We start from the raw sequence: 26669 nt of genomic DNA on the forward strand, positions 1-26669 counted from the left end.
TCAGAAAGCTGTGACATCGGGTTTCAGAAGGGTCTGAAACACACGCAAAGCATAGGCCCTTAAACAAATTTACCGCTTAAGGTGCCTAAATCCTGATAGCGCACGGTAAAAGCATCACCTTTATCAACCTGAACCGCCGCCGTGATAGCTCCGATCATGATAAAACTGCCAGCCGGCAAGCTCTCTCCACGCTCTCCCATCATATTGGCTAGCATGGCTACCGAAGCAGCCGGGTGCCCCAATACCGCAGCTCCCGCACCGGTCTGAACCACTTCGCCGTTGATTTCCATCACCACGCCGATGGTCTTCAGGTCTACATCTGCAACATCGGCCATGCGCCCGCCGGTTACGAAACGGCTGGATGACGAGTTATCGGCGATCACGCTTTTGAGGTCAAATTTGAAATCCTTGTAACGGGAATCGATCACTTCAACCGCGGGCATAACGAAATCGGTGGCACGCAGCACATCGCCTATGTGTACACCCGGCCCTTTCAGTTCGTCCTTGAGTACAAAGGCCAGCTCTGCCTCAATCTTGGGATGAATCAGCTCATCGTGCTTGATCTCACCACCTTCAGGCACACTAAAATAGTCCGCAAGGAAACCATAACAAGGCTGCTCAACACCCATCTGTGCCATCTTGGCCCAGGAGGTAAGGCCCATTTTCATGCCAACAATCTTGTGACCGCGCTCTTCCTTGCGACGACGCATTTCCCACTGGATGTCGAAGGCATCCTTATAGGTCATTTGCGGGTAGTCGTCGGTGATCTTGGTGATCTCATAAGCTTCAAGTTCGGCGTTCTCGCAGTGGATCGCCAACTCTTCAATCTGCGCCTGGGTCAGTTTGTTCTCATATGCTTCAGTCATCAGATCAATCCCTTTTCTTTAGCCATGGTCAGCGCCAGGTCTTCAATCATGTCTTCTTGCCCGCCCACGGTGCCGCGCCGGCCCAGTTCAACCAGAATGTCACGGGCTGAAATGCCATACTTTTTCTCGGCCCTTTCTGCGAACAGCAGGAACGAGGAGTAAACGCCCGCATAACCCAGAGTCAGGGCATTTCTGTCCACACGGATCGGCTGGTCCATCATCGGTACCACCAGGTCTTCAGCCACATCCATGATCTTGTATAGATCCACACCGGTTTCTACACCCATGCGCTCCAGTACGGCACAAAACACTTCCAGCGGCGTGTTCCCAGCTCCAGCACCCAGGCCCGCAACGGAACCATCGATTCGGGATGCACCTGCTTCAATCGCCGCCAGCGAGTTGGCAATGCCCATGCCCAGATTATGGTGGCCGTGGAAACCGATTTCGACATTGGAAGGCAGTTCGGTGCGCAGCAAACCGATGTGCGCAGTGACATCATCCGGCAGCATGTAGCCGGCAGAATCGGTGGCGTAGATGCAGTTAGCACCATAGCTAACCATCAGCTTGGCCTGCTCCAGAATTTTCTCCGGACTGACCATGTGCGCCATCATCAGGAAACCAACCGTGTCCATCTCCATTTTCGCGGCCATGCCGATGTGCTGTTCCGACACGTCGGCTTCTGTGCAGTGGGTGGCCACGCGGATGGTGGAAACACCGCAATCTTTCGCCATTTTCAGGTGATCAACCGTACCGATTCCCGGCAGCAGCAGCGCAGAGATCCTGGCGTTTTTCATTTTCGGCACCACCGCACGGAGGTACTCCTCATCGCTGTGGGCCGGAAAGCCATAGTTCAGTGAGCGTCCGCCCAAGCCATCGCCGTGGGTGACTTCAATCAGCGGCATACCGGCTTCATCCATGGCCGTTGAGATACTCACCATCTCGTCCAGACTAATCTGATGGCGCTTTGCGTGCATACCATCGCGCAAGCTCATATCGTGCAGCGTGACTTTTTTACCGTTCAAGTTCATTGTTCTCTCCCCCGCTTAGCCGCGTGCCGGCAATGTGATGGTGCCGTCGGCAGCTTCTTCAGCAAACATCTCGGCAGTGCGCAGAGCGGCGGCTGTCATGATGTCAAGATTGCCAGCGTACTTGGGCAGGAAATCGCCCAACCCTTCCACTTGCATATAACAACTGACCTTGTTGCCATCAAAAATGGGGCCGTTGATCAGGGTGTAACCCGGAACGTACTTCTGTACTTCCTTCACCATGGCGTGGATGGATTCTGTAATAGCGGTCTGGTCCGGCTCACCTTCGGTGAGACAATGGATGGTGTCACGCATCATCAGCGGCGGTTCTGCCGGGTTGATGATGATGATCGCCTTGCCTTCTTTGGCCCCACCCACTTTCTCCACGGCACCCGCTGTGGTGCGGGTGAACTCATCGATGTTCTGGCGCGTACCCGGGCCCACTGAACGTGAAGACACCGTAGCGACAATCTCGCCGTAGGCCACTGGCTGAACACGGCTGACAGCTGCAATCATCGGAATCGTCGCCTGGCCACCGCAGGTCACCATGTTGACGTTCATTTCCAGGTTTCTGGCATGGTCGGTCAGGTTCACCGGTGGCACACAGAAGGGCCCAACGGCTGCAGGTGTCAGGTCCACCATAATGACGCCCAGTTCGTTCAGCTTGCGGCTGTTCTCGGCATGGACGTAGGCGGACGTTGCATCGAAAGCAACGCGAACATCATCCGCGATGATATGTTCCAGAACACCATCTACCCCGGTTGAGCAGGTTTTAATGCCCATTTCGGCAGCACGCTTGAGACCTTCGGATTCCGGGTCGATGCCCACCATCCAGACGGGCTCAATCCACTCGGAACGCTGCATTTTCATGAGCATGTCGGTACCGATATTGCCTGGGCCGATAATGACCGCTTTAAGTTTTTTGTTCATAATCGTATTCCTGTTATCAATGGGGCCGGTCAGATAAAGCGGACAGACGCACTGCCAATTCCACCGATGCTTACACTCATAAAGTCACCGGCCTGCACTGGCTCCAAAGGCACCAGCGAACCGGACAGGATCACTTCGCCAGCTTTCAATGGAATGCCAAACTGCCCAAGGGTGTTTGCCAGCCAGGTAACGCAGGTCACCGGGCTACCTAAAGCCGCTGCACCTGCACCGGTACTGATAATCGAGCCGTTCTTTTCCACCACCATGCCGCAGGTAGCCAGATCCACCTTGCGCGGATTCACCGCGCGATCGCCCAGCAGGAAGACACCGCAGGAAGCGTTGTCGGCCACGGTGTCCTGAATTTTTATTTCCCAGTTTTCGATACGGGAGTCGACCACCTCAAAACAAGGGAGTACACAATCGGTTGCTGCCAGCACATCGGCCGCTGTCAACCCCGGGCCCATCAGGTCTTTTTTCAGAATGAAGGCAATTTCACCCTCGGCTTTGGGCTGCATTAGGCGGTCGGAAATCTGAACTTCTTCGCCTTGGCTGTATGCCATTTTGTCGGTGAGGTACCCGAAGTCAGGCTGGCCAACCTTGAGCATGTTTTGCACAGCCTTCGAGGTCAGGCCGATCTTTTTACCGATAACCTTTTCTCCAGACTCGATACGGCGCTCCATAACCCGGAGAGAAATGTTGTAGGCATCCTCAATGCTGATATTGGTAAAACGCTCTGTCAGCGGGCGCACGGGAATGCGGTTAATCATGCCCTCGTAAAGCTCATCACCACAGGCCTGAATCTGTTGCTTGTCCATGTCCGTTCCTCAGAGTTTGATGCAGATATTTTTGGTTTCGGAGTAGAACTCGAGGCCGTGTACACCACCCTCGCGACCCAGGCCGGACTGCTTGGCACCACCAAATGAAGTGCGCAGATCCCGCAGGAACCAGGAGTTCACCCAGGCCAGACCAACTTCCATCTGCTGTGCCACACGGATTGCGCGGGCCGAGTTTTCGGTCCAGATTGCGCAGGCCAAGCCGTAATTGGTGTCATTAGCCAAAGCGATGGCTTCGTCTTCGGTATCAAACGGGCGGATATGGCAGCAGGGACCAAAAATCTCTTCGCGCACAACGCGAGCGTCATCAGGCAAACCTGTCCAGATCGTCGGCTCAATCCAGGCACCGTCATTCAGTTCGGCACCCATGTCCGGAATGCCACCACCGATCTCAACGGTTGCACCTTCTTCCCGCGCCAGATCGTAGTAGCTCTTCACCTTGTCGCGATGCTCCAAGCTGACCAGCGGCCCAAAGTTAGCCTCGGGGTCTTCCGGGCGGCCCAGCTTCAGCTTGGCTACTTCTTCCTTCATGCGGGCAAGGAACTGGTCAAAAATCGAACGCTCCACATAAACCCGCTCGGTGCCCAGGCAAACCTGGCCACAGTTAACAAACGCAGAACGCATGGTGCCTTCAACGGCTTTTTCGAGATCACAGTCTGCGAACACAAGGCCGGGGTTCTTGCCACCGCATTCCATGGAGACGTTGCGCAAGCCCACAGACGCCGCTCTCATGATGGTTTCACCCGTGCGGGTTTCGCCGGTGAACGTGATGGCATCCACCAGTGGGTGAGACGTCAGGAAAGCTCCGGCAGAATCCGGGCCAAAGCCGTGTACTACATTAAACACACCGGGTGGTACGCCACATTCGTTCATAACCTCGCCAAGCAGTGTGGCCGTAGCCGGAGTTTCTTCCGATGGCTTAACAACAACGGTGTTACCACAGGCCAACGCGGGGCCAACCTTGAAGGTCATCAGCAGCAATGGCAGGTTCCATGGGGAGACAACAGCGATAACCCCCTTTGGTGTGCGGTGGCCAACATTCAAGGCACCTGCCCCATCCGGGGTGTCCATCCGGAAACCTTCGGTCGGATGGCTCATGGATTCCGCAAATTCTTTGAAGTTAGCTGCACCACGGGGAATATCTATATGGCTGGCCATGGAGCGCGGCTTGCCAGTATCGAGGCACTCTGCATCCAGAAACTCGTCAAAACGCTCATTAATGCGATCAGCAATTTTGTACAGCATTTCAGATCGCTGCTTTTGCGTCATTTTACCCCAAGAGCCTTTCAGGGCGGCCTTGGCAGCACGGACAGCAGTATCGACTTCCGCTTCACCGGCTTCATAAACCTTGCCAATCAGGCTGTTGTCGACCGGGCAGCGGTTTTCAAATAACTTGCCGCTGGCAGACGGCACATACTCGCCATTGATAAAATGTTTGAACTCTTTCATGGCTCACCTTTTTCGTTAACTATGTCTGCGCACTGCCGCAGCGTTCTGGTTGTTCGAGTAACATCTCAGTGTCCTTAGCTCGATCAAGCTCTCGCCTGTTTTCGAGAGCTTGATCTCCTGACCTTAAAACACCTTGGTAAGATGCAGGCGCAGCAAAGCCCCTTCCGGCCCTGCCTCGTTGTTATATTCCTGGTAAAAAGCGGCGTTCAGACCCAGCCCGTGGTTGGGCCAGAAATAGCCTGCTTCAGCGCCGAGAGCATGCTTCTCAGCTTTATCGGTAGAGCCACCTTTATCGCCCTCCAGTTGCCAGGCTTCATAGCCCACCAAACCGATATCCAGTCCGGTGTCCAGGCGGTGGCTCAGGGCCCACTCGATCAGGTAGCTGTCCCCGGGCGTAACACCGGTATCATCCTGCTCGGTCTTGATTTCGTACCGGGACAGCGCTGAAAAAGACCAGTTTTTATCTGCATCAAAATGCCAGTTTCCACCCAGGGTCAGCATGGTAGTGCCATGCCCCTTACCGATTGATGCTGGCTCCGTGGGCTCATAACTTGCAGTCTCAAACCAGTGGCCCGCAGCAAACACCGCGTCCCATTGTTGTCCATGCCACCCCAAAACAACCGGCCCAACAAAGATGTCACCGAGGCCGCTATCGCTGTCCTTTACGCCCACGCCTCTGAAATCAAGCGAGGTGTTCTGCAACGGAATTATGGTTTCCACACCATAGTTGGCACCCAAAAACGTTTTATCCGTGATCCAGATAAACCGGTTGGCCAAGGCTGTCACTTCACCTGTGTTCTTGCCGGGTGCTTTGTTAGCCTGGCCGTCTCTCAGATTGTCGATGTCGTAACGCACCAGATAACCACGGTAGTAAACCCCCGGCGGCGGAACGGCAGGGCCACCTATACCTTCCACGCCTGGAACATAGTGTCCGTTGGCGGCCAGCGCGGGAGACGAAAGTGGAGCCGCCGCCAAAAGGCCCGCCAGAGTCAGTATTTTTGTGTATCTCATCGATACGTCCTTTTTTGTAATTTTTGGAAGTTGTGTTTTTGATCTAGCGCCCGAGCTTTTTCGCAGACTGACCCGCTATGCCGAAGTGCTGTTTGGGCATTTCGGTAATCAACACTCGTATGCGCTCCTTAGGTGCATCCAGGGAGCGTGCCATGGCTTCGCTCACCTCCCGGATCAGCGTTTCCTTTTGCTCATCACTGCGACCTTCAATGATATAAAGCTGTGCAATTGGCATAACCTCTCCTTATTCGATGGGAACCGGCACCCAGACCCACAAACCTGCAACAGCCGGTGATTCTGTCACCGGCAACTGTGCTGAGGGTGCTTGTTTCCAGCACCCGGTTTATCAGGTCAGTACGGACAGGAACCGCTCGTTCAGTGCCCGGTCGTGGTAGAAAATGGCTTTGCCCAGTTCCTCGGCGTCCCAGGTCACTGGCTCATGGTCCGGGTAGTGATAATCACCACCGGCGAAAACTTCGTTGCGATTGCCTGAAGGGTCGAAGAAGTAGATTGTCTGGCCGTGAGTCAGGCCGTGACGCGTGGGGCCGATATCAATGGAGGTGTCGGTCATGGACAGCAGGTCGGCGGCCTTGAGAACGTCCTGCCAGGTCTCCAGGAAAAACGATGCGTGGTGGAACTTACCCGGCTCCTCATGGTGAATAAACGCGATATCGTGCGCCTTGGTGCTGACCGTCAGGAACTGTGCAACCCGTTTGCCGTCAGGAGCTATTACTTGCTCAGCCAGATCAAAACCGAGCACATCACGGAACAAATTCAGAGTTTCATCCAGGTTAGGACCGTAGAGCAGGCAATGGTCGAAACGCGTTGCCTTCATACCTTCAAGTCCGCGCGGCCAGGCTTCCGGGTTGTGATTGCCCACACCCCATTTACCGGTCTGCTTCTTCGTAGCGAAGATTTCAAAGGCGTGTCCGGTGGGGGCGATAAAACGCACCCGGCGCCCGCAGTCCTTAAGTTCACCCTCGGGAACGTCTTCGATCTCACAGCCAAACGCGGCGAGTTCGCCACGCAATTGATCCACCACCTCTTCGCTGAGGCACTTGAAAGCCATAAAGTCCATACCAGGCTCATCTGCCTCACGAAGCACGACGGAGAACTTGTCCACCTCGGTCCAAGCCTTTAAATACACGCGACCTTGATCATCACGGTCCATTTCGATCAGGCCCAAAAGGTCGCTGTAGTGTTTGACGGCTTCATCCATATCGAGAACACGGATCTGGACGTGACCGGGACGCATTACACCCTTTTTCATAATCATTACCTCATTGCTTTTGTTGTTGTGTGCTCATTCGTGTGTCTGGCTGCAGGTTGCTGCGGCCGGCATTCAATAATCAGATCGGTCAATGGATAGATGCGACAGGCCAGCACCTGATCCTGTGCAAGCGCTTCCGGGGGCACGTGCATCCGGCTCATCTTTCCACAGGAATACTGGCCACTGAGCACGGTAACCTTGCAGAAGCCACAACCACCACCCCTGCAGCCAACCGGCACGCATTTCAGCCCCTGTTGCTCCATAGCCTTGAGAACGCTCTGGCCAGACTTGCAACGAAACGACTGACCACTGCACTGTTCGGTGACTTGCAAGAACTCGCCCATGGGCCGGCCCCCATCAGATTTTTTTAAACAGGGCAGAGCGCTGTCCATCTTCCGCTCCGTCAGCCGCCGTCAGGAATTTCTCCATGAAAATATCCCGTTCAAACAGTCGCCCTCGCATCAGTGCGGTGAGGGCCGCATCAATCATTGGTGGCGGCCCACAGAGGTAGGCTTTTCGGCCCGAAAAGCGTTCGTCAAAATGCGCTTTCGCGGCATCGTGCACGTACCCCTTGAACCCTTGCCAGCTGACGTCCTCCTCGGCCTGACTCAAGGCGGGGACATAGGTAAAGTTTTCATGGTCACGTGCCAGACCTTCAAAAAGCTCTCGGTTATAGAGTTCTTCCAGATTGCGGGCGCCTTGAAAGAGCACGATCTGCCGGTCATCGTCCTGCGCCAGCAGGTCCAGAATCATGCTTTGGGGGCTGGAAAGCCCGGAGCCACCGGCAATGAAAATGAGATCACCCGGCTGGGAGCTGCGCACAAAGAACTGCCCGTATGGCCCTGACAGGTTCAGTCTGTCACCTTCTTTTAACTGCTGGTGAATGAAGGATGTGGCCGCGCCCCCTTCGACCAGCCGGATATGCAGTTCCACTTCATCTGCACGGCTAGGAGGATTCGCCAGCGAGAAGGCCCGGGAGCCTTCCACGTCAGGCAAATCAATATTGATGTACTGGCCAGCCTGAAAGGCCATTCCTCGGTCAAGCTTTAAGTGCACGCCCTTGATGGTTGGCGACAGGTCAACAATTTGGGTGACCGTGGCTTGATAATCCTCAACCGGATACCCCTCAAAGTCTTCATCTACATCAATGTCCGCTTCAATGGTCACGTCACTTTCAAGCGTGGCGCAGCAAGCCAGCACCTTGCCCTCTTCTCGCTCACTGTCCATCAACGCAAATGAAGAGGCTTCTCCCAGATCCACATCACCGTCGACCACCTGGACCTTGCAGGTTCCACAGGTTCCGTGGCCACAAGCAAAGGGCAACCACACACCACTACGAAGCGCGGCCTGAAGGATGGTCTGGCCATCTTCAACTTCAATCTGTTCGCCAATCGGCTCAATGGTTACGGTATGGCTCATAACTCAACCCTCAGGATGCGGAACCCCGGATGCCTTCCAGGCCCGGAGTGGTTACGGTCAGCATGCTTTTATGGTCAATACCGCTGTCGATCAGCGTGGAGGCCGGGTCTGGGGTGAAGGCTTCACCGTTAAGCAGCCACTGGGCATTCAGAAAGTCAGCTTTTTCGGAATCCGGGTGCCCGGCAGCCGCAGGCTTGAGCAGCTCGTCTACAAACGCACCAAAGGTCATGTCCGGCGCAACCAGCAACGCAAAAGGTGCGCAGAACATCAGATGCTTGGGCCAGTAGACATAAAGCAGCTGCATGCCGTTGAAGTTCTCGACACGGTCTTTGGGTTCTGCGTGATATTCGGATATAGCGTTAACACTCATGGTGTTCTCCTTCTTGTTTTGGTGGCCCGCCCGGGCTGACAGCGAGGGCGGGCAAATCTGGTCAGGCTGCGGTCTTTTTCTCGCTATTCGACTGCAATGGCTTCAGGCCCTTGATATCCAGCCAACGCTGGTGATCCGGCGAGCCGTGATATTCCATGTTGTCGACGCCAAGATTGATGTGGTAATACTTCTCAACCACTGTCGCGACGTCCGCACCACCGCAGTTACCCTGATAAATCTGATGTACTGGCAGCCAAGCCTGTATGTACTTCTCTGGCTCGTTCTTGAAGATGTCGCAGCAACCGTCGGAGCAGAAATGGTAGCGCTCACCTTCGTGCTTGATCTGGCGATGACTGAACACTGACGGATCGTCTTTTTCGGTAAAGATCACCGGTATCTGGCACACCTGACAGAGCTGGGGAAGCGTATTGTTGTAGAAACGACGTCCCTCTTTCTGCTCTTTGTCCCAGTGTTCAAAACGAGCGCGATAGTACTTGTCGAAAGTCTCCGGATACTTCTCAGAGAGCCAGGTCATCTCTTCTTCTTCAGGCATCCAGGTGTGGAAGTTGGTGGCCTGACTATACTGGTAGAAAGTGCCCCAGGCCTGATGGCTGACGTGGTTCTTGGCAGCATTCGCAACATCCTGATACTTGGGAGGACGAATGCCGTAGCGCTCCAGATCCTTGAACAGGGCTCCACCATTCTGCTCGTAGTAAACTTCCCAGGCTTCCGCCCAGGACATCACCTTGTTGGGCAACATGTAGTCCATCATCATTCCCACCAGACTCAGTAGGCGGAAGCCACGCCAGAACCACTTGTCGATCCAGCGCTGGATGATCGGTACGTTGTCCTCGTGCTGCTCAAGTATGAACTTGATCACCTCAAGGCCGAGGGTCATGTGACGTGCTTCATCCGACTGGGCAGAGAACCCGAAAGTGACCGTAGCCATATCACCGTTATAGGCGGCACCCGACATAAAGGGCACAAACAGCAGGTTGGTCAGAACGTATTCAAACGAGAACGAAATGGCTGTCAGAAACTCGAAAGGGCCCGCAGATCGTGCGTCATCGAAGAAAGATTTGGGAACCGAAAGGAACCAGATCCTGTCATGCTGGTGTGCCGCATCGTGCAAGCCATTGAAATGTTTGTTGTAATGGCTCATTGCGTGTTGCTGGGTCTGGGAGTGGCGCAACTCGTCAATGGCCTGCAGTTGGCAAGCGACTCTGGCACCGGCCCCACTAAACTGGCGACCAACCCGCGCATACCCCTGAAATGCCGCGTATTCGAGTGGCGAAACGCCCGAAAGGAACAGCTTCAGCGCGTTAACGTAACGGGCGTCAGTAATGTTCTGATGGCCGTTGTTCTGAGCAAACGCATCAAAAATTGCGTACAGCTTCTTTTCTTTCTCGGCCTGGTACTTCCAGTAGGCATCCATGGTCAGGCGAAACGGGTCTTCCCATTGCGACCAATCGGTAATCTTGATGCCCTCAAACTGCTCATCCGGATAGATGTCTTCTTTTTTCTGGTACGTGGGCTCCCAGGCCATATCACGGGTAAGGTACTGGTACTTGTCTTTCAGGTTCAGCTTCTTGTTTTTAATAGCCATCTTGGATCTCCCAATCAGTTCCACTGAAGAATGAAGTGGTCGTCGTCTTCGTCGACATTGCCGCCAATACTGATCACATCAATCAGCATTTCCTGAACATCCCATTCGCGACCGAGTGTCTCTTCCATGGTTGCGCGGTTAATAACCAGACGTTTTTCCGCCTCAATCCGGATCATGGCCGGTTGGTGCTGTACCTCAGCCTCCGGGTTGTCCTGCATTACCGCTTCAACCAAATAGCGGGCGTTGTCGTTGTCCTGAAATGCGATAAATACTTTCTGGCTCATGCCTGAACTCCTGTACTTTCAAGACCAACTTTCTTAAGCCGGACAGAAAGCTCTGCGCGGATTTCGTCCAGGGCATCGAGACCGGTCGTAGCCTGAGCAATCGGTTTCAAGGCCTCATAAGCGCGAGGCTCCCACTGGGTCACCCATATCTGGAGCTGTTCACGGTTACCCTCGCTCTCGCCAACAACGGTCTTGGTCATTGCGTTGGTCCAACGCAGAGATTCCTTGAACCAGTCGCGTTGGAACTCGGTGAGCAGAGACACATCCTCGGCACCCTGCTCGCCCAACCAAGCGTCCATCCTGTCGTAGATCAACGGATACATAAGGCCATCCAGAAGAACGTTCTGCACAAGCGTGAGCTCGAACCAGTCATCGATCACCAGCATGTCTTCCACCAGTTTGCGCATGGGCTGCCAGAGTTCGTCGTCCATCCAGAAGGTTTTGGATTCATCCAGCGCCTTGCCTGTGCTGCCATCGAGCAGCAGAGCAATACGGGACAGGTACTGGCCAATCCCCAGTCGGTCGGTTGCAGCAAACATGTGCATCTGGGCAACGGTAGTCGCGATAGCATCGCCCGCGATTTTGCTGTTGTTCATATTCGCGCCCAGCTCAACATGGCGCAGGGGCACTAACAGTCGTAGGAGCTGGTGCTGGGTTTCCTCAGGCAGGCGGGTCAGCAGGTTTCGCTTGTCGCAGAAGCCAAAGTTGCTTTCTGCAGCTTCCTGCATCTTGGCCCGGTTGCCGACATAGGCGCCGTAGAAAAACTGGCGCGGATCGGTTACGGCATACCAGTCATCCATTTGCATGGCAGTACGGCTGGGGTCGTTCAAAGTGCGCTTCGGATCCCACAGCGGCCGGTAGTGAAAATTGGTTTTGGCTTCGATATCAAAACTGGCTTCCTGATAGCGGGTTGCCGGCTTGTCACCAAACCTGCGAGCTATCGCGGAGTAGGTATTGCGAATGGGTTCCACAGAGGTGGTTTTTATTTCAATAGTCATAACTGCCCTACCATCATTGTTGTTGTGAGGTGGATGTTGGCGCTGGTGGTTAGCTGCTTTCTAGCGGTGGCCGTTCTCTCCGAAACGCCACTTGACCATGTCTTCATCAATCTGGCGGATCATCGCGGAATCCATGTGCACTACGTTGTTGTGCTCACAGAAAGTCTTGAAGGCGCCTCGGGGCAGCACCAGCTCGACAAACAGTTCGGGGTAGCCGATTGCAAAATCGAACTCCACAAACTTGTCCTCTGGTGCGCTGCGAACCCGGATGTAGCGGGTGTACTCGTTGAAGGTCTTTACTCGGTGTTCCATTGCTGACCCCGTTATCGTTGTTGTTTGTTAAATAGGTTTGAGCAACGGCTGTGCCACAATTTTCTTAGGGCTGCCAAAAGCAATACCAAAAAACTGTTTTTATTGATTTTTTAGAGGAATCGGAGTTGTTTAAGCATCAGAAAATAGTTTTTAAAATTTGAGGTTGATCAGGAAAATTTGATCATTTGATAAAAAACAAAAAATTAAGTGAGCAATTGATGAATCGCTCTAGATCATCTAGTACTTTCCGATTGTTTTTTATCATTTGATTGATTTTCGACATCAATCTGTGGATACATGACTGTCGCAGATTCCGAGCGTTCGCCTTTACCCCACACAAAAACAAAAGGGGACCCGAGCATGGCTGTCAGTTATAAGCCGAAACTGAAAAACATTAAATTTCAAGACCTTACTGACCAAATTCGATTCCTGAGCTCCGAAGGAAAAATCTGGCTTGGTGAGCAGCGCATGCTGTTGATGGCTGTGAGCGCCATGGGCGCATTCCGGCGCGAAATGGTTAACAGCATGGGCATTGCAAGAGCAAAGGGCTTTTTTCTGCGCCTTGGCTACCAGTCCGGCCTGAAGGATGCAGAGCTGGCACGTAAGCTTCGCCCGCACTGCGACGAGATGGACATTTTTCTTGCTGGCCCGCAACTCCATGCCCTGAAGGGTATGGTCAACGTTACCCCTATTCAGGTGGACATCGATCAGGAAACTGGCGACTTCTATGCGGAAATGGAGTGGATTGATTCTTTTGAAGTGGAAATTTGCCAGACCGAATTGGGGCAAATGGATGAGCCAGCTTGCTGGGCTTTGCTGGGCTATGCATGCGCCTATACATCCTCGTTCATGGGGCGTGAAATCATTTTCCGTGAAACCAGTTGCCGCGGCTGCGGGGATGAAAAATGCATTATTGTAGGAAAGCCTGCTGAACAGTGGGACGACGCCGAAGAGTTTGCCCGTTACTTCAAAGCAGACCCCATCATAGAAGAACTTTACGATCTGCAATCTCAGGTCAGCTCGTTGCGCAGCAGCCTCGAAAAGCAACAAGGGCAGTACTATGGCATTGGCCAGTCGGCGTCCTACAACAAAGTCTGCAAAATGATTGATAAAGCAGCGTTGGGAAAAGTTTCGGTGTTGCTGCTTGGTGAAACCGGTGTTGGTAAAGAAGTGATCGCACGCAGTGTTCACTTGCGCAGTGAAAGGGCTGACAGGCCGTTTGTTGCCGTCAATTGTGCCGCCATACCACCGGACCTTATTGAATCCGAACTTTTTGGCGTTGAAAAAGGCGCCTTTACCGGTGCTAACCAATCCCGCCCGGGCCGATTTGAACGGGCTGATAAAGGCACGATTTTTCTGGATGAAGTGGTCGAACTGACACCCCGAGCGCAGGCTTCGCTACTACGAGTGCTTCAAGAGGGAGAGCTAGAGCGCGTTGGCGATAACCGCACACGATCGGTCAATGTGCGCATCATAACTGCAACAAACGAAAGCCTTGCTGAGGCGGTTGAAGCGGGTAAATTCCGGGCAGACCTCTACTATCGCCTGAATGTTTTTCCCGTGCAGATTCCACCTTTGCGCGAACGCCTTGAAGACCTCCCGCTTCTAACCGAGCACTTTCTACGGAAGTTCGAAGCAGAGTATAACAAACACACCCTCGGCCTGTCGGACAAGGCGCTGGAGCTTTGCCTTCGCTATCGCTGGCCCGGCAATATCCGGGAATTGGAAAACGTGATCGAGCGCGGCGTGATACTCACTGACAATAACGAGTCCATCAGCCAGGACGCGCTTTTTGCGGTCTTCCGAAACAGCGAATTCCAGCAGGCTTCGCCTCAACCCTCGGAATTTATCGATGACGCGGGTCAGGTAGTCTCCGGCGATTTGCAACAAGAAGGGTCCGCGCACTGGGCGGAGAGCATCATCAACAACAATATCAGTCTGGATGAGGTGGAAGAAACTCTTATGCGGCGGGCGATGAGTCAGGCAAGCCAGAACGTGTCCGAGGCCGCACGCTTGCTTGGGCTCACCCGGCCAGCACTGGCTTATCGGCTCAAAAAAGCCGGAATACCGCAGAAAAATTAAGCGTACCAATGACTCAGAAGCGCTGACTTGCACAATCAACACGCCGGTTCCTTTGCCAACCCTCGGAAATCAGGCAGGCAAGTCACTGGTTTCAGTTTGCGTTACAATGTAGAACTCCAACACATTTTTTGCAGCATCTGCCCACATGATCCGACACTTCCTGCTCAGTATACTGCTCCTTTTGTCCGCCTCTGTGCTGGCTGCAGGCACACAACAATCAGCATCTCCCCGCAACGTTGGCTTCTATTACGGCAACGAAGCGCCGATAGGCAGCCTATACGCTTACGACTGGCTAGTGTTGCAAGCAGACCAAACCTCGAATGCCCGCCTCGACCTATTGAACCAAGGCCAAACCCGCCCGATCGTATATCTGAGCGCAGGAGAAATGGCCCGGTCACACCAAGCAGCCAAAAGCCTACAGAGCGACTGGGTGCTGGGGGAGAACAAAGCTTGGAAGAGCGAGGTTTTGGATATACGCCGGGCCGATGTTCGGAATTTCATGATGGAGCAGTTAATCGCTCCGGAAATGGCCCGCGGGTTTCAAGGCGTTTTTCTGGATACGCTAGACAGCCATCTTCTTACCTCTGAAGGCAAAGAAAACCAGCAAGCTTTTGCCCAGTCTCAGGGGCTGCTGATTGCGGATATTCGGGAGCGCTTCCCGCAAAGCCGCATCATTATAAACCGTGGTTTCCACTTGCCCGAGCCTGCCCATAAGCTAGTGGATGCACTAGCGTTCGAATCGTGGCGCCACGGCTATGAAGCTGGCGGCCGTCGCTACCACAGTGTTCCTGACGAGAGCCGTGAATGGCTCTCCGGCCAGCTTGCTCACTGGCGCGAGGTGCACCCGGACACCCCGATCATTGCTATTGACTACGCCACGAACAAGGACGACACCCAAGCACAGTCGGAAGCGCTCGCACAGGACGGCTTCATTCCCTATGTTTCCGATCACAACCTGAACCGACTTGGCCCCACACAACCGCCGGTTCATAAGCGCCATGTATTGGTGTTCCATGATCTACCGCAAAGCCAAATTGACCAAAGCGCCGCCCACCGGCGTCTTGGCATTCTGTTAGAGCGGCTTGGGCTCGTGCCTATCTACCGCTCAACCCTGCAGCCATTTTTGCAAGAACCTTTGGATGACCGCTACGCAGGCGTAGTGGTCTGGTGGGAAGCCAACGCTAAAAGAACCGGTTTCTGTCGCTGGCTCAGCGGATGGCAATCGTCAGAACTGCCGGTGGTTACTTTCGGGCTTACACCCACAAACACCCAGTGTCGGAATCTGATGCAAAGCCAGCGCGTGGCTTTGCCAAACGGAGATCTCGAAACCTCACCCAAACACACTTCTGTGGGCAACTTTGAAAGTAAACGCTTACCTACAGCGGTTACAGGACCATTGCCGCAAGCGTCCCCTGCTGACTACTGGCTTAGCGCAACAGATGTAACCGGCACCCGTTTCAGCCCGGTTTATACCCACTCTGAAGGCGGCGTGGCTGTTTCACCGTTCATTTTTGAAAGAGGCCCGGAGGATGAGGCATTCTGGCTTTTCGATCCTTTCGATTTTCTGAAACAGGCTCTTAAACTGCCAGCATTTCCGGCAATCGACAGCACCACCGAAAGCGGCAGGCGCATACTGACTGCGCACATTGACGGCGACGGCTTGGTGTCCCGTGCCGAACTGCCCGGTAGCCCGCTGGGTTCAGACGCCATTGCGCAGCGTATTCTCAAGGTCTTCGATATTCCCCATACCGTTTCAGTGATTGAAGCGGAAACATCGCCGGAAGGTCTCTATCCAGACATCAGCCAAGAGGCAGAAGCAAGTGCTCGTGCTATTTTCCGTATGGACAATGTGGAAGTTGCTTCCCATTCATACAGCCATCCTTTTTTCTGGCGCATGATTGAGGGCGGACCCGAGAGCGCCCCGAATCCGGAGGACACCCTCTACGGATACTCAATGAATATACCCGGATACACCCCGTCTCTGGTTCGGGAAATTCGCGACTCGGTCAGTTACATTAACGAGCGTTTGGCACCCGATGATAAACCCGTGTCTATGTTTCTTTGGACCGGAGATGCCCGCCCCGGCCCCGAGGCACTGAGAGTTACCCGGGAAATGGGATTGCTCAACGTGAACGGGGGCGATACCCACCCACTGCCTTACGATTCCGAGTTGGCTGGCGTTTGGCCCGATGCGCGCCCTGTGGGTGACGAGTTGCAGGTCTATGCCGCCGTAATGAATGAAAACGTGTACACAGACCTATGGACCGGCCCGTTTTACGGCTTCCGCAACGTTATTGATACCTTCCGGATTTTGGAAGCCAACAACCGCCTGAAACCCATTAGCATCTATTACCACTTTTACTCCGGCACCAAACCCGAAGCGCTCAGGGCGCTGGAAGAGGTCTACACCTATGCACTTTCCCAGCCGGTAACCCCTCTGTATTTAAGTGACTACGCCAAGCGGGTGCAGGCACAATACTATTCGGTTCTCCTGAAGCCTGATAAACACAGCTTTCGTTGGCGCGGTATACGCCCGCCTTCAACGGTACGCATCAGTCAGGACCAGTACCCCGACATGTCACTCAGCCGTGGCGTCGCAGGTTTTCATGACGCGGGCAAGCTGCGCTTCGTTCATCTCGTAGGAGATGATCCCTTGCTGGTCCTTTCCCCCGGCCCTGTCATCGGGCCTGTGCTGGATTCCGCAAACGCGCAAATCGTCCAATGGCAACGCAAGCAGAGGAACAACCTCTGGCACATAACACTGGCGTTTGAAGGGTATCAACCACTGGACTTTACCTTGTCGGGTGCATCTCGCTGCTCTGTGAAAGGGCAGCAGCTGTCCATTGCTAAAGACTCCGACAAACGTCTTCACTTCCATGCCTCGGAACAAAGCCGTGGCCGTTTTGAGCTGGAGTGCCACTGATTCATGCGCCACCGCAAGCCTGCCTTTTTTAGCCTTCCAGCTTTGCTGGCTCTGGCTGGCCTGCTTTTGGTGGCCTTATACCTGTTATTTCCGCGGCAGGCTGTTTTCGAGGACCCCCGCTACCTTGAGGCCCCCGACAGCATTTCTCTGGCTTATCTTGAAACGCTACTGAGATCCGATGCAGGCAACCAAAAACTGCGCCTCAACCTCAGCAGAATGCAGCAGAAAGCCGGTCAACCCGCCAAAGCCAGGAACACACTGGCACCTTTGCTCGATAACGCCCAGATTCCGCTCCAAGCTATGTCCACCCAAACGGAGCTTCTCCGGGGTGAGTTTTTCCGCGCCGAGACCGATGCGGGCCGATCGCAGCTTCGGGGCCAGCTTGCGTCTACACTTGAGCAAGCCTTTAATCAGGACTACTCGATTGCCGAGAAGCGGGCGCTTGCCGCCGACGTTCTGCCACTGCTTTCCGTTGAGGAACAGTTGGCTGTGCGTCAGCAACTCTTTGAACAGGCTAGCGGCACTGCCCGATTCCGGCTGGGACAGGATCTTGCGAACCTGCAGGAAGCCACCGGCAACCCGAACAGCGCGAAAGACACCCTTGAAACCATATTACCGCTGGTTCCAAGCGACGAAGAAAGCGCATTTATTCGCAACCTGATTCGGCTGGAGCTGGCCACAGGAAACGCAGGCAAAGCACTGGAACTGTTTCAAGAAGCTCACGAAAGCACCAGACTGAGCCCGCAACAGCTGCGCGAAGGCATACGCCTTGCCGATCTTGCGGGTGAGCCGGAAGTAAGTGGGCACTGGCTTGCTTTGCTGGCGCAGAAAGAACCCGGCGACATGGATGTACAGCGTCGATTCCTAATGTTGCAGTTAAGCCAGGGCGACATCCGCGAGGCCCTGACCACCATCAAACGCATGGAAAGCAGCGGCCGTACATTGGCCAGAAGCGATATGGAGCGTATTGCCCGGGTATACGAATGGAACAGCATGCCCTCGGAAGCTCTGGGTTATTGGCGCGAACTGTTTCTTAGCCAGGCTCCGGGAGACACGTCTTCAATTGCCTATGAGCGGGCCACCAGCTTGGCTAGCGGCCTGTTCCGTTGGCCAACGCTCGTCGAGCTGCTCAAGGTGCGCGCCGCCCGCAAGCAACTGAACCCGGAAGGCTATAACCAGCTTACCGACGCGCTCATCAGTACCGGTGAAATGAGCGCTGCCGATCAGTATTTGGCACAAGGAATCGCCCGTTTTCCCGAAAACGCTGCCTTGCGACAGCGCCGATTTGTATTGCTTGTGAACAGCCGCCGTTTCAAAGACGCGATCAGCTTGCTGCAGGCAGCACCCTCACTGACAGATGAAGAAAAAGTGCGACTCGCCAATCTGCATTGGCGCACACGGGATCCGGAATCAGCACTGGCTGCGCTGGGATTTATACCACAAAATCCGGAGCTGGCTCAGGAAGCCGAGGCCATGCGTTTGGACCTCGCCACCATGCTAAACCGCAAAGATCTACTCAAACAATTCTATGAGCGCAGCGCCAAGCAGCCTGTTGCTGAGATACCCGAAGAACTCAGAGACCGCATAATCACACTCTCTTGGCAATTTGGTTCGCCCCACGAAACCCTTGCTTTGAGCCGCCAGCAATATCGCGAGACCGGAGAGTTGCGCTACCTCATCACCATGGCAGAGCTGCAGAATTCTCTGAACCTGTGGGACGAGCTGGCTGAATCGCTCGCGCAGTGGGAGAGTACATTTTCTCAAGCCTCGAACGATCCCCGATTTTGGATACTGACGGCAAGATTGCACCAAGCCCACAACAAGCCCGGGGCCGCTCAAAAAGCGTTTCTGGCAGCCGCCACGCTGGCACCGGATAACGGCAACATGCTGGTCAACTGGGGTTGGTTTTTACTGAGCCAACCCAGCCTGCTGCCCGGCCAACTACCGCAGATTCTAGCCACACTGGCCGACTACCACTCCGCAGACACCTATCCGCTGCAAATCTATGGGCACCTTGCACTGAGTGAACCGGAATTGGCCGAGGCCTGGCTAGCACAGGCCCGCAGAGAGCTCAGCGGCGACCCCTCGCAACTGCTATCGTTGTCTGACTACGCCCGCAACAATGGCGCGCGGTCTGAAGCCGAGGCAGAGGCTCTGCGGCAGTATGCAGTCCTCATCACCCGAAAGCTGGAGAAGCCAGACCCGGAGGTCATTACCCAGCTATACAGTGTTCTGAGCGACCCGATACAAGAACCCGTAGAGCCCCTTTACCGATTTGACAACCGGGCACTGCAAGCAAGCGCACAGATACTCGATCTTGGCGGTTTTTCACTACACACAGCCGGGCTGACCGGACAATTCAGCCACGACCGCTACCGCTGGCTCTTTTCCGCAGAGCATACCAGCGCCCAAAACCAAGGCTTGCTACTAGCGCGCCCCGAACCGTCAGAGAGCGGTCGCCTGCAGTGGCAGACCAACAACCAGAACCTTCTACTGAGCACCGAACTTAGCACCTACCGCCTTGCCAGTGGCGACCAACTGTCGGCCGCTTTTGAGCTTACAACACAACCCTCGGACCGCTTTACTCTGGGCGCTGACTTGGCGTTCAACGAACGGGTAACCAACAGTGCGGAAGCCTGGTGGTTAACGTCTGCCAACCGGGCCTCTGTTTCTGGCAGTTACGCTCCTTGGCCAAGGCTGGAGGTTACCGGTGATGTTGACTATATCTCAGTAGACGAAGCCCTCGGCGGCGAGATTGGCAGCGGCTACAACACCGACCTGCTCGCTACTTACAGCCTGTTCCGGAACGACCCGGCTTGGCGGGTTTCACTGGGGTATCAAAGCCGCCAGCTGAATTTGAGCAACAGCCTAAGCGCCAGCACCCTTGCCAAACTGACCGTACCTTTAGCACCCGACGGACTGTTAACCGATGACTATCGGCGCATCGGACTCACATCCCAGTGGTCCCACGGGGAGCCTCAAGCCCTGAACCGAACCGCTCCATCGCCACGATTGTTTTTCGCACTGGACAGCGGTTATGTATTATCCACCTCAAGCTTCGACTTTGGCGCCCGCATGGGCCTCGGCTGGCGTATTGCGGGTGATGATGAGCTGGCGTTTTCGGCTGGCTATAGCACCGACAGTCTGGACGGTCAGTCCCGTGCAGATGCCAAATTAACGTATACCCTTTATTTGGGCCATTAACAGGAGTTTTCATCATGCTCATCCGATCCATGACACTGGTGCTGACACTGGCCTTTCTGGCCGGTTGTTCCGTCATGCAAAGCCAGCAAGCGTCCGAGCCTGTAGACTTGAACAGCCGGTTTGCGGTTATCCCGCTGGGCAACCTGTCGCAAACACCGCAGGCTGGCGACCAAGCCGCCAGCATCCTGAGTGCACTGCTGCGGGCGAAAGGTGCGGCCGAGGTGGAGCTTTACCTGCCCGCCGATGACAACCCGCTGATCTACGACAACCGGGCCAGGCAACAAGACGCCATCGCCGCCGCGCAGTCAGACGGCGCCGACATTATCGTTTCGGGCACTGTTGACGAATGGCGTTACAAATCCGGGTTAGACGGTGAACCGGCTGTCGGAATCACTCTGGAGTTCCGCAACGCCGATGACAACTCGGTGCTTTGGTCTGCCACAGGCGCCCGCACCGGCTGGGGCCGTGAAGGCGTTACCGTTGCCGGGCACAAGGTCTTGGATGATCTGCTGGACGCACTGCCTGTAACCAACTCCGCACGCTAAGGCATGATGAAAACACCCGACGTTTACAGTGATCCGGCTCTGGCCAGCAAGCAGTCACCCATTTGGCTGAAGTGGTTTGAAACCATCGCCATAACGGCGCTGTTTATCGCTTTGGGTTTCTGGAATCGCCCGGACGACCCCCTGTTTATCAGTGACATATTTCCATGGCCAGCTTTGGTAACCCTGCTCGCAGGCTTGAGATACGGTTTTTTCATGGCGCTTGTCTCTTCCACAGTCATTCTCGTAACGGCGGGCCTGCTTTTGCGGGCAGAGCTGTTGCCCGGGGATCAGTTGCCTTACGTGTGGGGCTTGGGCGTGATGGCGATCGGCCTACTTGCGGGGGAATTTCGCGATTATTGGGATCGGCGCATCGAAAAGCTGGTAGCTGCCAACCAGTACCGACATACGCGGCTGGAAGAGTTCACGCGTAATTTCTATCTACTGAAAGTGTCCCACGATCGCCTGGAGCAACAACTGGCGGGTAGCTCCAGCAGCCTGCGCGAAGCCCTAAGGCGCCTGTACAGCGAGATATCCCACGCCCAAGGCCAAGGACTCAACCGGGAAACCGGCGAGCTGATCATGCGCCTAATGGTGCGCTACGGCCAATTACAGATTGCTGCCATTTACGCGGTTGAAGAGGATCAACTGTCGGATACACCGTTGACCAGCATCGGCAACTTTCAATCCATAGAAACCGACGATCCCTTGCTAACTCATGCCCTGCAAGAGCAAACACTGGTTTCAGTGCACACGGAATATCGCGACAACCGGGACGAACTGAAAACCAAACTTTTGCTAGCACTGCCACTCATTGATTCCACCGGCGTCATGATCGGTATGATTGCCGTGGAAGCCATGCCCTTTTTCAGCTTTCAGCCCAAAACCCTGCGCTTATTGGCAATTTTGGCGGGGCACATGGCAGATATGATTCAGGAGCAAACGAAAATACAGGAACAATCCGCGTCGGAATGGCGCCAGTTCAAATTCCAATTGGCGCGGGTTATGTCTGATGCCCAGAACCACGAACTTCCCGGTTCCCTTGTGCACCTTTCCTTTAAAGACGCGACTGATGCCACCCGGGTTATCGAGCGGATGCAAAAGATGCGCCGGGGGCTCGATGTTATAGCCTGCCCACCTGAAACTTCAGAGACACAAGTGGCCATATTGATGCCACTTACAGACGAACTGGGCTGCGCAGCCTATTTGCAAAGGTTGGCAGACGACATCCGTCAACAAACCGGGCAATCGCTGGAAGCTTTGACACGCATCCGGCAACAGCCAATCAGCGGCACAACCGACATCACCCAGTGGCTTGAAAGAATCCGGAAGGAGTCTGCATGAACGCCTGGTTGATTTCACTGGGCCTGTCACTCGAAGCAGGCAGCATCGCATCCCTTTTTGCAGACCTGCCGCCTGCCATTGCGTTTCTGACATTTCTCTCGATTCATGCACTGGCTTGCTTGGTGTTCACGCTTATGAGCCTGCCACTGCTGCCTGCCAGCTACCGCCGCAAGGGGTTTCAGGCTGGCCTGCTTTTGTTTACTCTGCAGTTTGCTATCCCGGTGATCGGGAGCATCGGAGTGTTTGCCGGTATGCTGCTGCCACTGCACTTGCCCCGCTCGGAGCACAACATCCCTTGGCAGGAAACGGCCATACCCGATTTGCCTTTCAGCCCGGTGGACATGAGCCAGCAAATGACCTTCAGCGAAGGCGGCTTGCGCGAGGTGCTCCGAGAAGCCCATGCTCCGGAACGGCGCCTGAAAGCGCTACTGGCCTCCCGACAGCTAACCGACCGCGAAGCCATCAGCATTCTTCAAGAAGCGCTCAAAGACCCATCCGACGACGTGCGATTACTGGCCTACTCCATGCTGGAACAGCAGGAGAAGCGTTTGGCATCCCGTGCCCAAAGCCTGCAAAAACTTCTAGAGCAACGGCAACATCCTGATCGAAACCGGCTGAAGCGTAGGCTGGCCCACACTTGGTGGGAAATGGCCTACCTTGGTCTGGCACAGGGCGGTCTGCGGCAATACTATCTGGAAAACGCCAGAACCATTTTGGCGGAGCTAACTGGCGCAACATCCCAGCACAACGACTGGCGGCTTTTGGGCCGGGTAGAGCTGGCACTGAACCACACCACAGCCGCCAGCCGTGCTTTTGAAGCGGCGCTTGCAAACGGCGCACCGCCTGAATTAATTTTCCCCTATCAGGCAGAGATTGCTTTTCTCGCAAGGGACTACCGCAAAGTGCGCTTTCACCTCGCCAACTGTTCGCGATTTAGGCCCGCGCCTGTGGTCAAAAGCCTGATGGAGGGCTGGCTATGATCCGCCGCACGCCCAAACAAAAAGCCCCCATAGCCGATATCACCCTGCTGTTGGAAGGCACCTATCCGTTTATCCGCGGAGGTGTTTCATCCTGGGTGCACCAAATTATCACCGGTCTGCCCCAGTTCCGTTTTTCACTGATATTTCTGGGTGGCGATCGCAGCCACTACGGCAAGCAACAATACACCTTGCCGGACAATGTTGTGCACCTTGAATGCCATTACCTGATGGATAACCTTGAAGACACCAAACCAAGGCCCAGCAAGGGTAGTCGCCCAGCCTTCGAGACCCAGCGCACCTTGCATGACCGGTTCCGCAGCAATAAACCTGTGCCCGAAGGCGTGCTCAGCCAAGCACTACGGGACCTCGGGCGCAAAGGCGGTATCAGCAAAGAAGACTTTCTGTACAGCGAAGAAAGTTGGCAGATGATTGACGAGAGCTACCGCAAGTACTGCACCGAGCCGTCCTTCGTGGACTACTTCTGGACCATACGGATCATGCACGCGCCCCTGTTCATGCTTGCAGACATAGCGCAAAACATTCCGGAGACCCGGGCAGTACACTCCATCTCTACAGGCTATGCCGGGCTTTTGGGCGCCATGCTAAGGGATTTGCGCGATGTGCCTTTTATCCTGACCGAACATGGCATATACACGAAAGAGCGTAAGATCGATCTATCTCAGGCTGAATGGATACGAGAAGCCAGTGATCAGGTAAGCGCCAACCTCAACGACCAACTTGGTTACATCCGGCAGTTGTGGATTCGTTTTTTCGAGACCATGGGCAGGCTAACCTACCAGCAGGCAGACCCCATCATTTCCCTCTACCTAGGTAATCAGCAACGGCAACTGGCGGACGGCGCCGCCCCGGAACGAACCCACATTATCCCGAACGGCATCAGCCCGGAGCAGTTCGAAGGCGCACTCGCCGCGAGGCCTGCGACTGTACCCATGGTAATGGGTCTTGTGGGCAGGGTAGTGCCGATTAAAGACATAAAAACCTTCATCAGGGCCATGCGCTCGGTGTACGAGGTGGTTCCGAATGTCGAAGGCTGGATTGTCGGCCCGGAGGACGAAGACCCGGCTTATGTAACCGAGTGCAAAGAGCTCGTCAGCAGTCTGGGCTTGCAGGACTGCGTGAAGTTTTTGGGGTTCTGCAACGTAAAAGACATACTGCCGCAACTTGGGTTGATGGTGCTAACGTCAATCTCCGAAGCTTTACCGCTGGTTATTCTGGAAGCCCATGCCGCAGGGCTGCCGTGTTTGGCCACAGACGTTGGCGCCTGTCGCGAGCTTATTGAGGGCGGCACCCCGGAAGATCAAAGCCTGGGCCGCAGTGGTGCAGTGGTTCCCATTGCCGACCCGGAAGCGTCCGCGAGAGAAGCTATCCGGCTGTTACTGGACGAGAAGCGCTGGCAGCAAGCAAGTGAGGCGGGGCTGGCGCGGGTGAAACGCTACTACACTCTGGACGCCATGTTTGATTCCTATCACAACATTTACGACACAGCCATAGCCAGCGGGAGCCAGAAAGACTAATGGCAGGCATTGGATTTGAACTCAGGCGCATCCTCAAACGCGACAACCTGAGCAGCCTGATCGGCGCCTACGGCCTCGCCAGCATCATCAGCTCCGGGCCCTGGGTGCTGTCGGTACTCGGGGTCATGCTGATTGGTATTATCAGTATCAACCTGTCGGTTCCCGAACGAGAGATCATTCAGTTTCTGGTTTCCGTGACCTATTTGATGGCCATTTCCCTAACGCTGTCGGGGCTGTTTCAACACGTGTTTACGCGCTGGGTTGCAGACCGGCTCTATGAAAAACGCAAGCTGCTGATTCTGCCCAACCTGATGGGCGTGCTCTGGTTTTCCACCCTACTGGCGCTGGCCTGCGGCCTACCGGCAGCGCTGTTTCTGCTGCCCGGCACTTCCGTAGTCTACAAGCTTCTGATGTTGGCCAATTTTGTAGTGCTGTGTAATCTCTGGCCAGTAACCATCTTTCTTTCAGGCATGAAGTCCTACACCTTGATTGTGGCGTTGTTTGCAGTGAGCTACTTCACCGCCATTGCCGCGTCAATACTGTTAGCCAAGTATGGCTTGGAAGGTCTGATGGGCGGCCTGCTGATGGGCCATGGCCTGCTGTTGTTCAGTTTTCTATTCACCATCATCCGGCAGTACCCGAGTGACGCCCCCATGGGCTTCGACTTTACCCGCCGGGCACAGATTTTCCCCGCGCTGATCGCCACTGGCCTGTTGTTCAACGCCGCCGTTTGGGCCGATAAGTTTATCTTCTGGTTTCACCCTGACACCTCCCAACACGTCATCGGAACACTCAGAGCATCGGTGATTTATGACCTGCCGATTTTCCTCGCCTATCTGGCCATCATCCCCGGTATGGCGGTGTTTCTAGTACGCATGGAAACAGACTTTTCCGAAGCCTACGATCGCTTTTATAGCGCTGTACGCCAAGGCGACACTCTGGCTCGGATAAACAGCTTTCGGGATGAAATGGTGCGTGTTGCACGCAACGGCATTTACGAGATCTGCAAGGTTCAGAGCTTTACCGTCATTATTCTGTTCCTGTGGGCAGATGAACTGCTATCCGCCATCGGGATATCCACGCTCTACTTGCCCCTGTTCTATATCGATTTGGTGTCTGTAAGCATGCAGCTGATTCTGCTCGCCATTCAGAACGTCTTGTTTTATCTGGACGCCAGAAACATCAACGTGTCTTTATGTGTGATTTTTTTTGCCAGCAACATTGTGCTTACGTTTCTCACCATTGAGCTGGGCGCCAGCTTTTACGGCTACGGATACGCGGGCGCTACGCTCTTATCTTCGGTAATCGGGCTGGCCATGCTGTCGCGGAAGTTCGACCGTCTGGAGTACGAAACCTTTATGCTTCAGGGGCGATAGCGGATAACATCTGCTTACTGTATTTGAGCAAACTTAACCCATGTTCCCCGGCTGTTTTTCCAAGAAGTACCAGAATTTCTGTCGATACGAATAGCTCTCCAGCTTTCACCAGTGGAGACTATTTTGACATCGTAGAGTGATTCAGGAATTGGGCTTGGGTCTTTTATCTTCCTCCACTCTGTGTTCGATGCCCACCAAGTTTCGCCAGTACGTATATTGAACTTTACGTGTCGCGTTTTTCCTTCTTGAGAGAGAGAAACTATCTCCAGAGCGTAATTTCCATGATCGGTGCCCAATGAGCTACATCCCG

At 54.6% G+C, this 26669-nt stretch carries 23 protein-coding genes; 8 read left to right on the forward strand and 15 right to left on the reverse strand.

Annotated elements, in window-relative coordinates; translation table 11 throughout:
• Positions 1 to 59: 59 nt before the first annotated feature.
• From dmpH to FE845_RS07995, 15 genes are all read right to left on the reverse strand, one after another.
• Entirely contained in the window at positions 60 to 866 is an 807-nt protein-coding gene (gene dmpH, locus FE845_RS07925; protein ID WP_200363215.1) for a 2-oxo-3-hexenedioate decarboxylase, read from the reverse strand.
• The gene (dmpG, locus tag FE845_RS07930; protein WP_200363217.1) at positions 866 to 1894 is read right to left on the reverse strand and encodes a 4-hydroxy-2-oxovalerate aldolase; all 1029 of its coding nucleotides are present in this window, start codon (positions 1892 to 1894) and stop codon (positions 866 to 868) included. The genes dmpH and dmpG overlap by 1 nt, the downstream gene beginning before the upstream one ends.
• A gap of 15 nt (positions 1895 to 1909) precedes the next feature.
• Positions 1910 to 2821 (reverse strand): acetaldehyde dehydrogenase (acetylating), encoded by a 912-nt coding sequence (locus FE845_RS07935; protein ID WP_200363219.1) that lies wholly within the window; start codon positions 2819 to 2821, stop codon positions 1910 to 1912.
• A 29-nt stretch (positions 2822 to 2850) separates the two neighbouring features.
• A complete protein-coding gene (dmpE, locus tag FE845_RS07940) occupies positions 2851 to 3636 on the reverse strand; it encodes a 2-oxopent-4-enoate hydratase (RefSeq protein WP_200363221.1) in 786 nt (261 codons plus the stop codon).
• 9 nt (positions 3637 to 3645) lie between these two features.
• Entirely contained in the window at positions 3646 to 5103 is a 1458-nt protein-coding gene (locus tag FE845_RS07945) for a 2-hydroxymuconic semialdehyde dehydrogenase (RefSeq protein ID WP_200363223.1), read from the reverse strand.
• A 123-nt stretch (positions 5104 to 5226) separates the two neighbouring features.
• Positions 5227 to 6114, reverse strand: a complete 888-nt coding sequence (locus FE845_RS07950) for a transporter (protein ID WP_200363225.1) — start codon at positions 6112 to 6114, stop codon at positions 5227 to 5229.
• Between the two features lie 43 nt (positions 6115 to 6157).
• Positions 6158 to 6349 carry a 2-hydroxymuconate tautomerase gene (locus FE845_RS07955; protein WP_200363227.1) on the reverse strand — a complete coding sequence of 64 codons (192 nt, stop codon included), beginning with the start codon at positions 6347 to 6349 and terminating at the stop codon, positions 6158 to 6160.
• 111 nt (positions 6350 to 6460) lie between these two features.
• Positions 6461 to 7384: a catechol 2,3-dioxygenase gene (locus FE845_RS07960; protein WP_200363229.1), complete on the reverse strand. Its 924-nt coding sequence runs from the start codon at positions 7382 to 7384 to the stop codon at positions 6461 to 6463.
• A gap of 5 nt (positions 7385 to 7389) precedes the next feature.
• The gene (locus tag FE845_RS07965) at positions 7390 to 7728 is read right to left on the reverse strand and encodes a 2Fe-2S iron-sulfur cluster binding domain-containing protein (protein ID WP_200363231.1); all 339 of its coding nucleotides are present in this window, start codon (positions 7726 to 7728) and stop codon (positions 7390 to 7392) included.
• A gap of 13 nt (positions 7729 to 7741) precedes the next feature.
• Positions 7742 to 8803: an NADH:ubiquinone reductase (Na(+)-transporting) subunit F gene (locus tag FE845_RS07970; protein ID WP_200363233.1), complete on the reverse strand. Its 1062-nt coding sequence runs from the start codon at positions 8801 to 8803 to the stop codon at positions 7742 to 7744.
• A gap of 10 nt (positions 8804 to 8813) precedes the next feature.
• A complete protein-coding gene (locus tag FE845_RS07975; protein ID WP_200363235.1) occupies positions 8814 to 9173 on the reverse strand; it encodes a phenol hydroxylase subunit P4 in 360 nt (119 codons plus the stop codon).
• Between the two features lie 61 nt (positions 9174 to 9234).
• Positions 9235 to 10779, reverse strand: a complete 1545-nt coding sequence (locus tag FE845_RS07980) for an aromatic/alkene/methane monooxygenase hydroxylase/oxygenase subunit alpha (protein ID WP_200363237.1) — start codon at positions 10777 to 10779, stop codon at positions 9235 to 9237.
• 14 nt (positions 10780 to 10793) lie between these two features.
• A complete protein-coding gene (locus tag FE845_RS07985) occupies positions 10794 to 11063 on the reverse strand; it encodes an MmoB/DmpM family protein (protein WP_200363239.1) in 270 nt (89 codons plus the stop codon).
• Positions 11060 to 12061, reverse strand: coding sequence for an aromatic/alkene monooxygenase hydroxylase subunit beta (locus tag FE845_RS07990; RefSeq protein WP_200363241.1), 1002 nt, complete (start codon positions 12059 to 12061; stop codon positions 11060 to 11062). The genes FE845_RS07985 and FE845_RS07990 overlap by 4 nt, the downstream gene beginning before the upstream one ends.
• A gap of 60 nt (positions 12062 to 12121) precedes the next feature.
• Positions 12122 to 12373, reverse strand: coding sequence for a phenol hydroxylase subunit (locus FE845_RS07995; protein WP_200363243.1), 252 nt, complete (start codon positions 12371 to 12373; stop codon positions 12122 to 12124).
• Positions 12374 to 12733: 360 nt separating this feature from the next.
• On the opposite strand from FE845_RS07995, the gene FE845_RS08000 reads away from it, so the two are divergent.
• The 8 genes from FE845_RS08000 to pelG all read left to right on the forward strand — a co-directional run bounded on the left by FE845_RS08000 (position 12734) and on the right by pelG (position 26359).
• The gene (locus FE845_RS08000) at positions 12734 to 14455 is read left to right on the forward strand and encodes a sigma-54-dependent Fis family transcriptional regulator (RefSeq protein ID WP_200363245.1); all 1722 of its coding nucleotides are present in this window, start codon (positions 12734 to 12736) and stop codon (positions 14453 to 14455) included.
• A gap of 145 nt (positions 14456 to 14600) precedes the next feature.
• Complete coding sequence (locus FE845_RS08005; RefSeq protein WP_200363247.1) at positions 14601 to 17378, forward strand: endo alpha-1,4 polygalactosaminidase; 2778 nt, start codon at positions 14601 to 14603, stop codon at positions 17376 to 17378.
• A 3-nt stretch (positions 17379 to 17381) separates the two neighbouring features.
• Positions 17382 to 20582 carry a tetratricopeptide repeat protein gene (locus FE845_RS08010; protein WP_200363249.1) on the forward strand — a complete coding sequence of 1067 codons (3201 nt, stop codon included), beginning with the start codon at positions 17382 to 17384 and terminating at the stop codon, positions 20580 to 20582.
• Between the two features lie 14 nt (positions 20583 to 20596).
• Positions 20597 to 21127 carry a hypothetical protein gene (locus tag FE845_RS08015; protein ID WP_200363251.1) on the forward strand — a complete coding sequence of 177 codons (531 nt, stop codon included), beginning with the start codon at positions 20597 to 20599 and terminating at the stop codon, positions 21125 to 21127.
• A 3-nt stretch (positions 21128 to 21130) separates the two neighbouring features.
• Entirely contained in the window at positions 21131 to 22468 is a 1338-nt protein-coding gene (locus tag FE845_RS08020; RefSeq protein ID WP_200363253.1) for a PelD GGDEF domain-containing protein, read from the forward strand.
• Positions 22465 to 23448 (forward strand): polysaccharide biosynthesis protein, encoded by a 984-nt coding sequence (locus FE845_RS08025; protein WP_200363255.1) that lies wholly within the window; start codon positions 22465 to 22467, stop codon positions 23446 to 23448. The genes FE845_RS08020 and FE845_RS08025 overlap by 4 nt, the downstream gene beginning before the upstream one ends.
• Positions 23445 to 24983 (forward strand): GT4 family glycosyltransferase PelF, encoded by a 1539-nt coding sequence (gene pelF / locus FE845_RS08030; protein WP_200363258.1) that lies wholly within the window; start codon positions 23445 to 23447, stop codon positions 24981 to 24983. Before FE845_RS08025 ends, pelF begins: the two co-directional genes overlap by 4 nt.
• A complete protein-coding gene (gene pelG, locus FE845_RS08035; RefSeq protein ID WP_200363260.1) occupies positions 24983 to 26359 on the forward strand; it encodes an exopolysaccharide Pel transporter PelG in 1377 nt (458 codons plus the stop codon). The genes pelF and pelG overlap by 1 nt, the downstream gene beginning before the upstream one ends.
• Positions 26360 to 26669: the final 310 nt, after the last annotated feature.

Origin of the sequence: Marinobacter sp. 1-4A (assembly GCF_016597725.1) — a bacterium.
Classification (GTDB): domain Bacteria; phylum Pseudomonadota; class Gammaproteobacteria; order Pseudomonadales; family Oleiphilaceae; genus Marinobacter.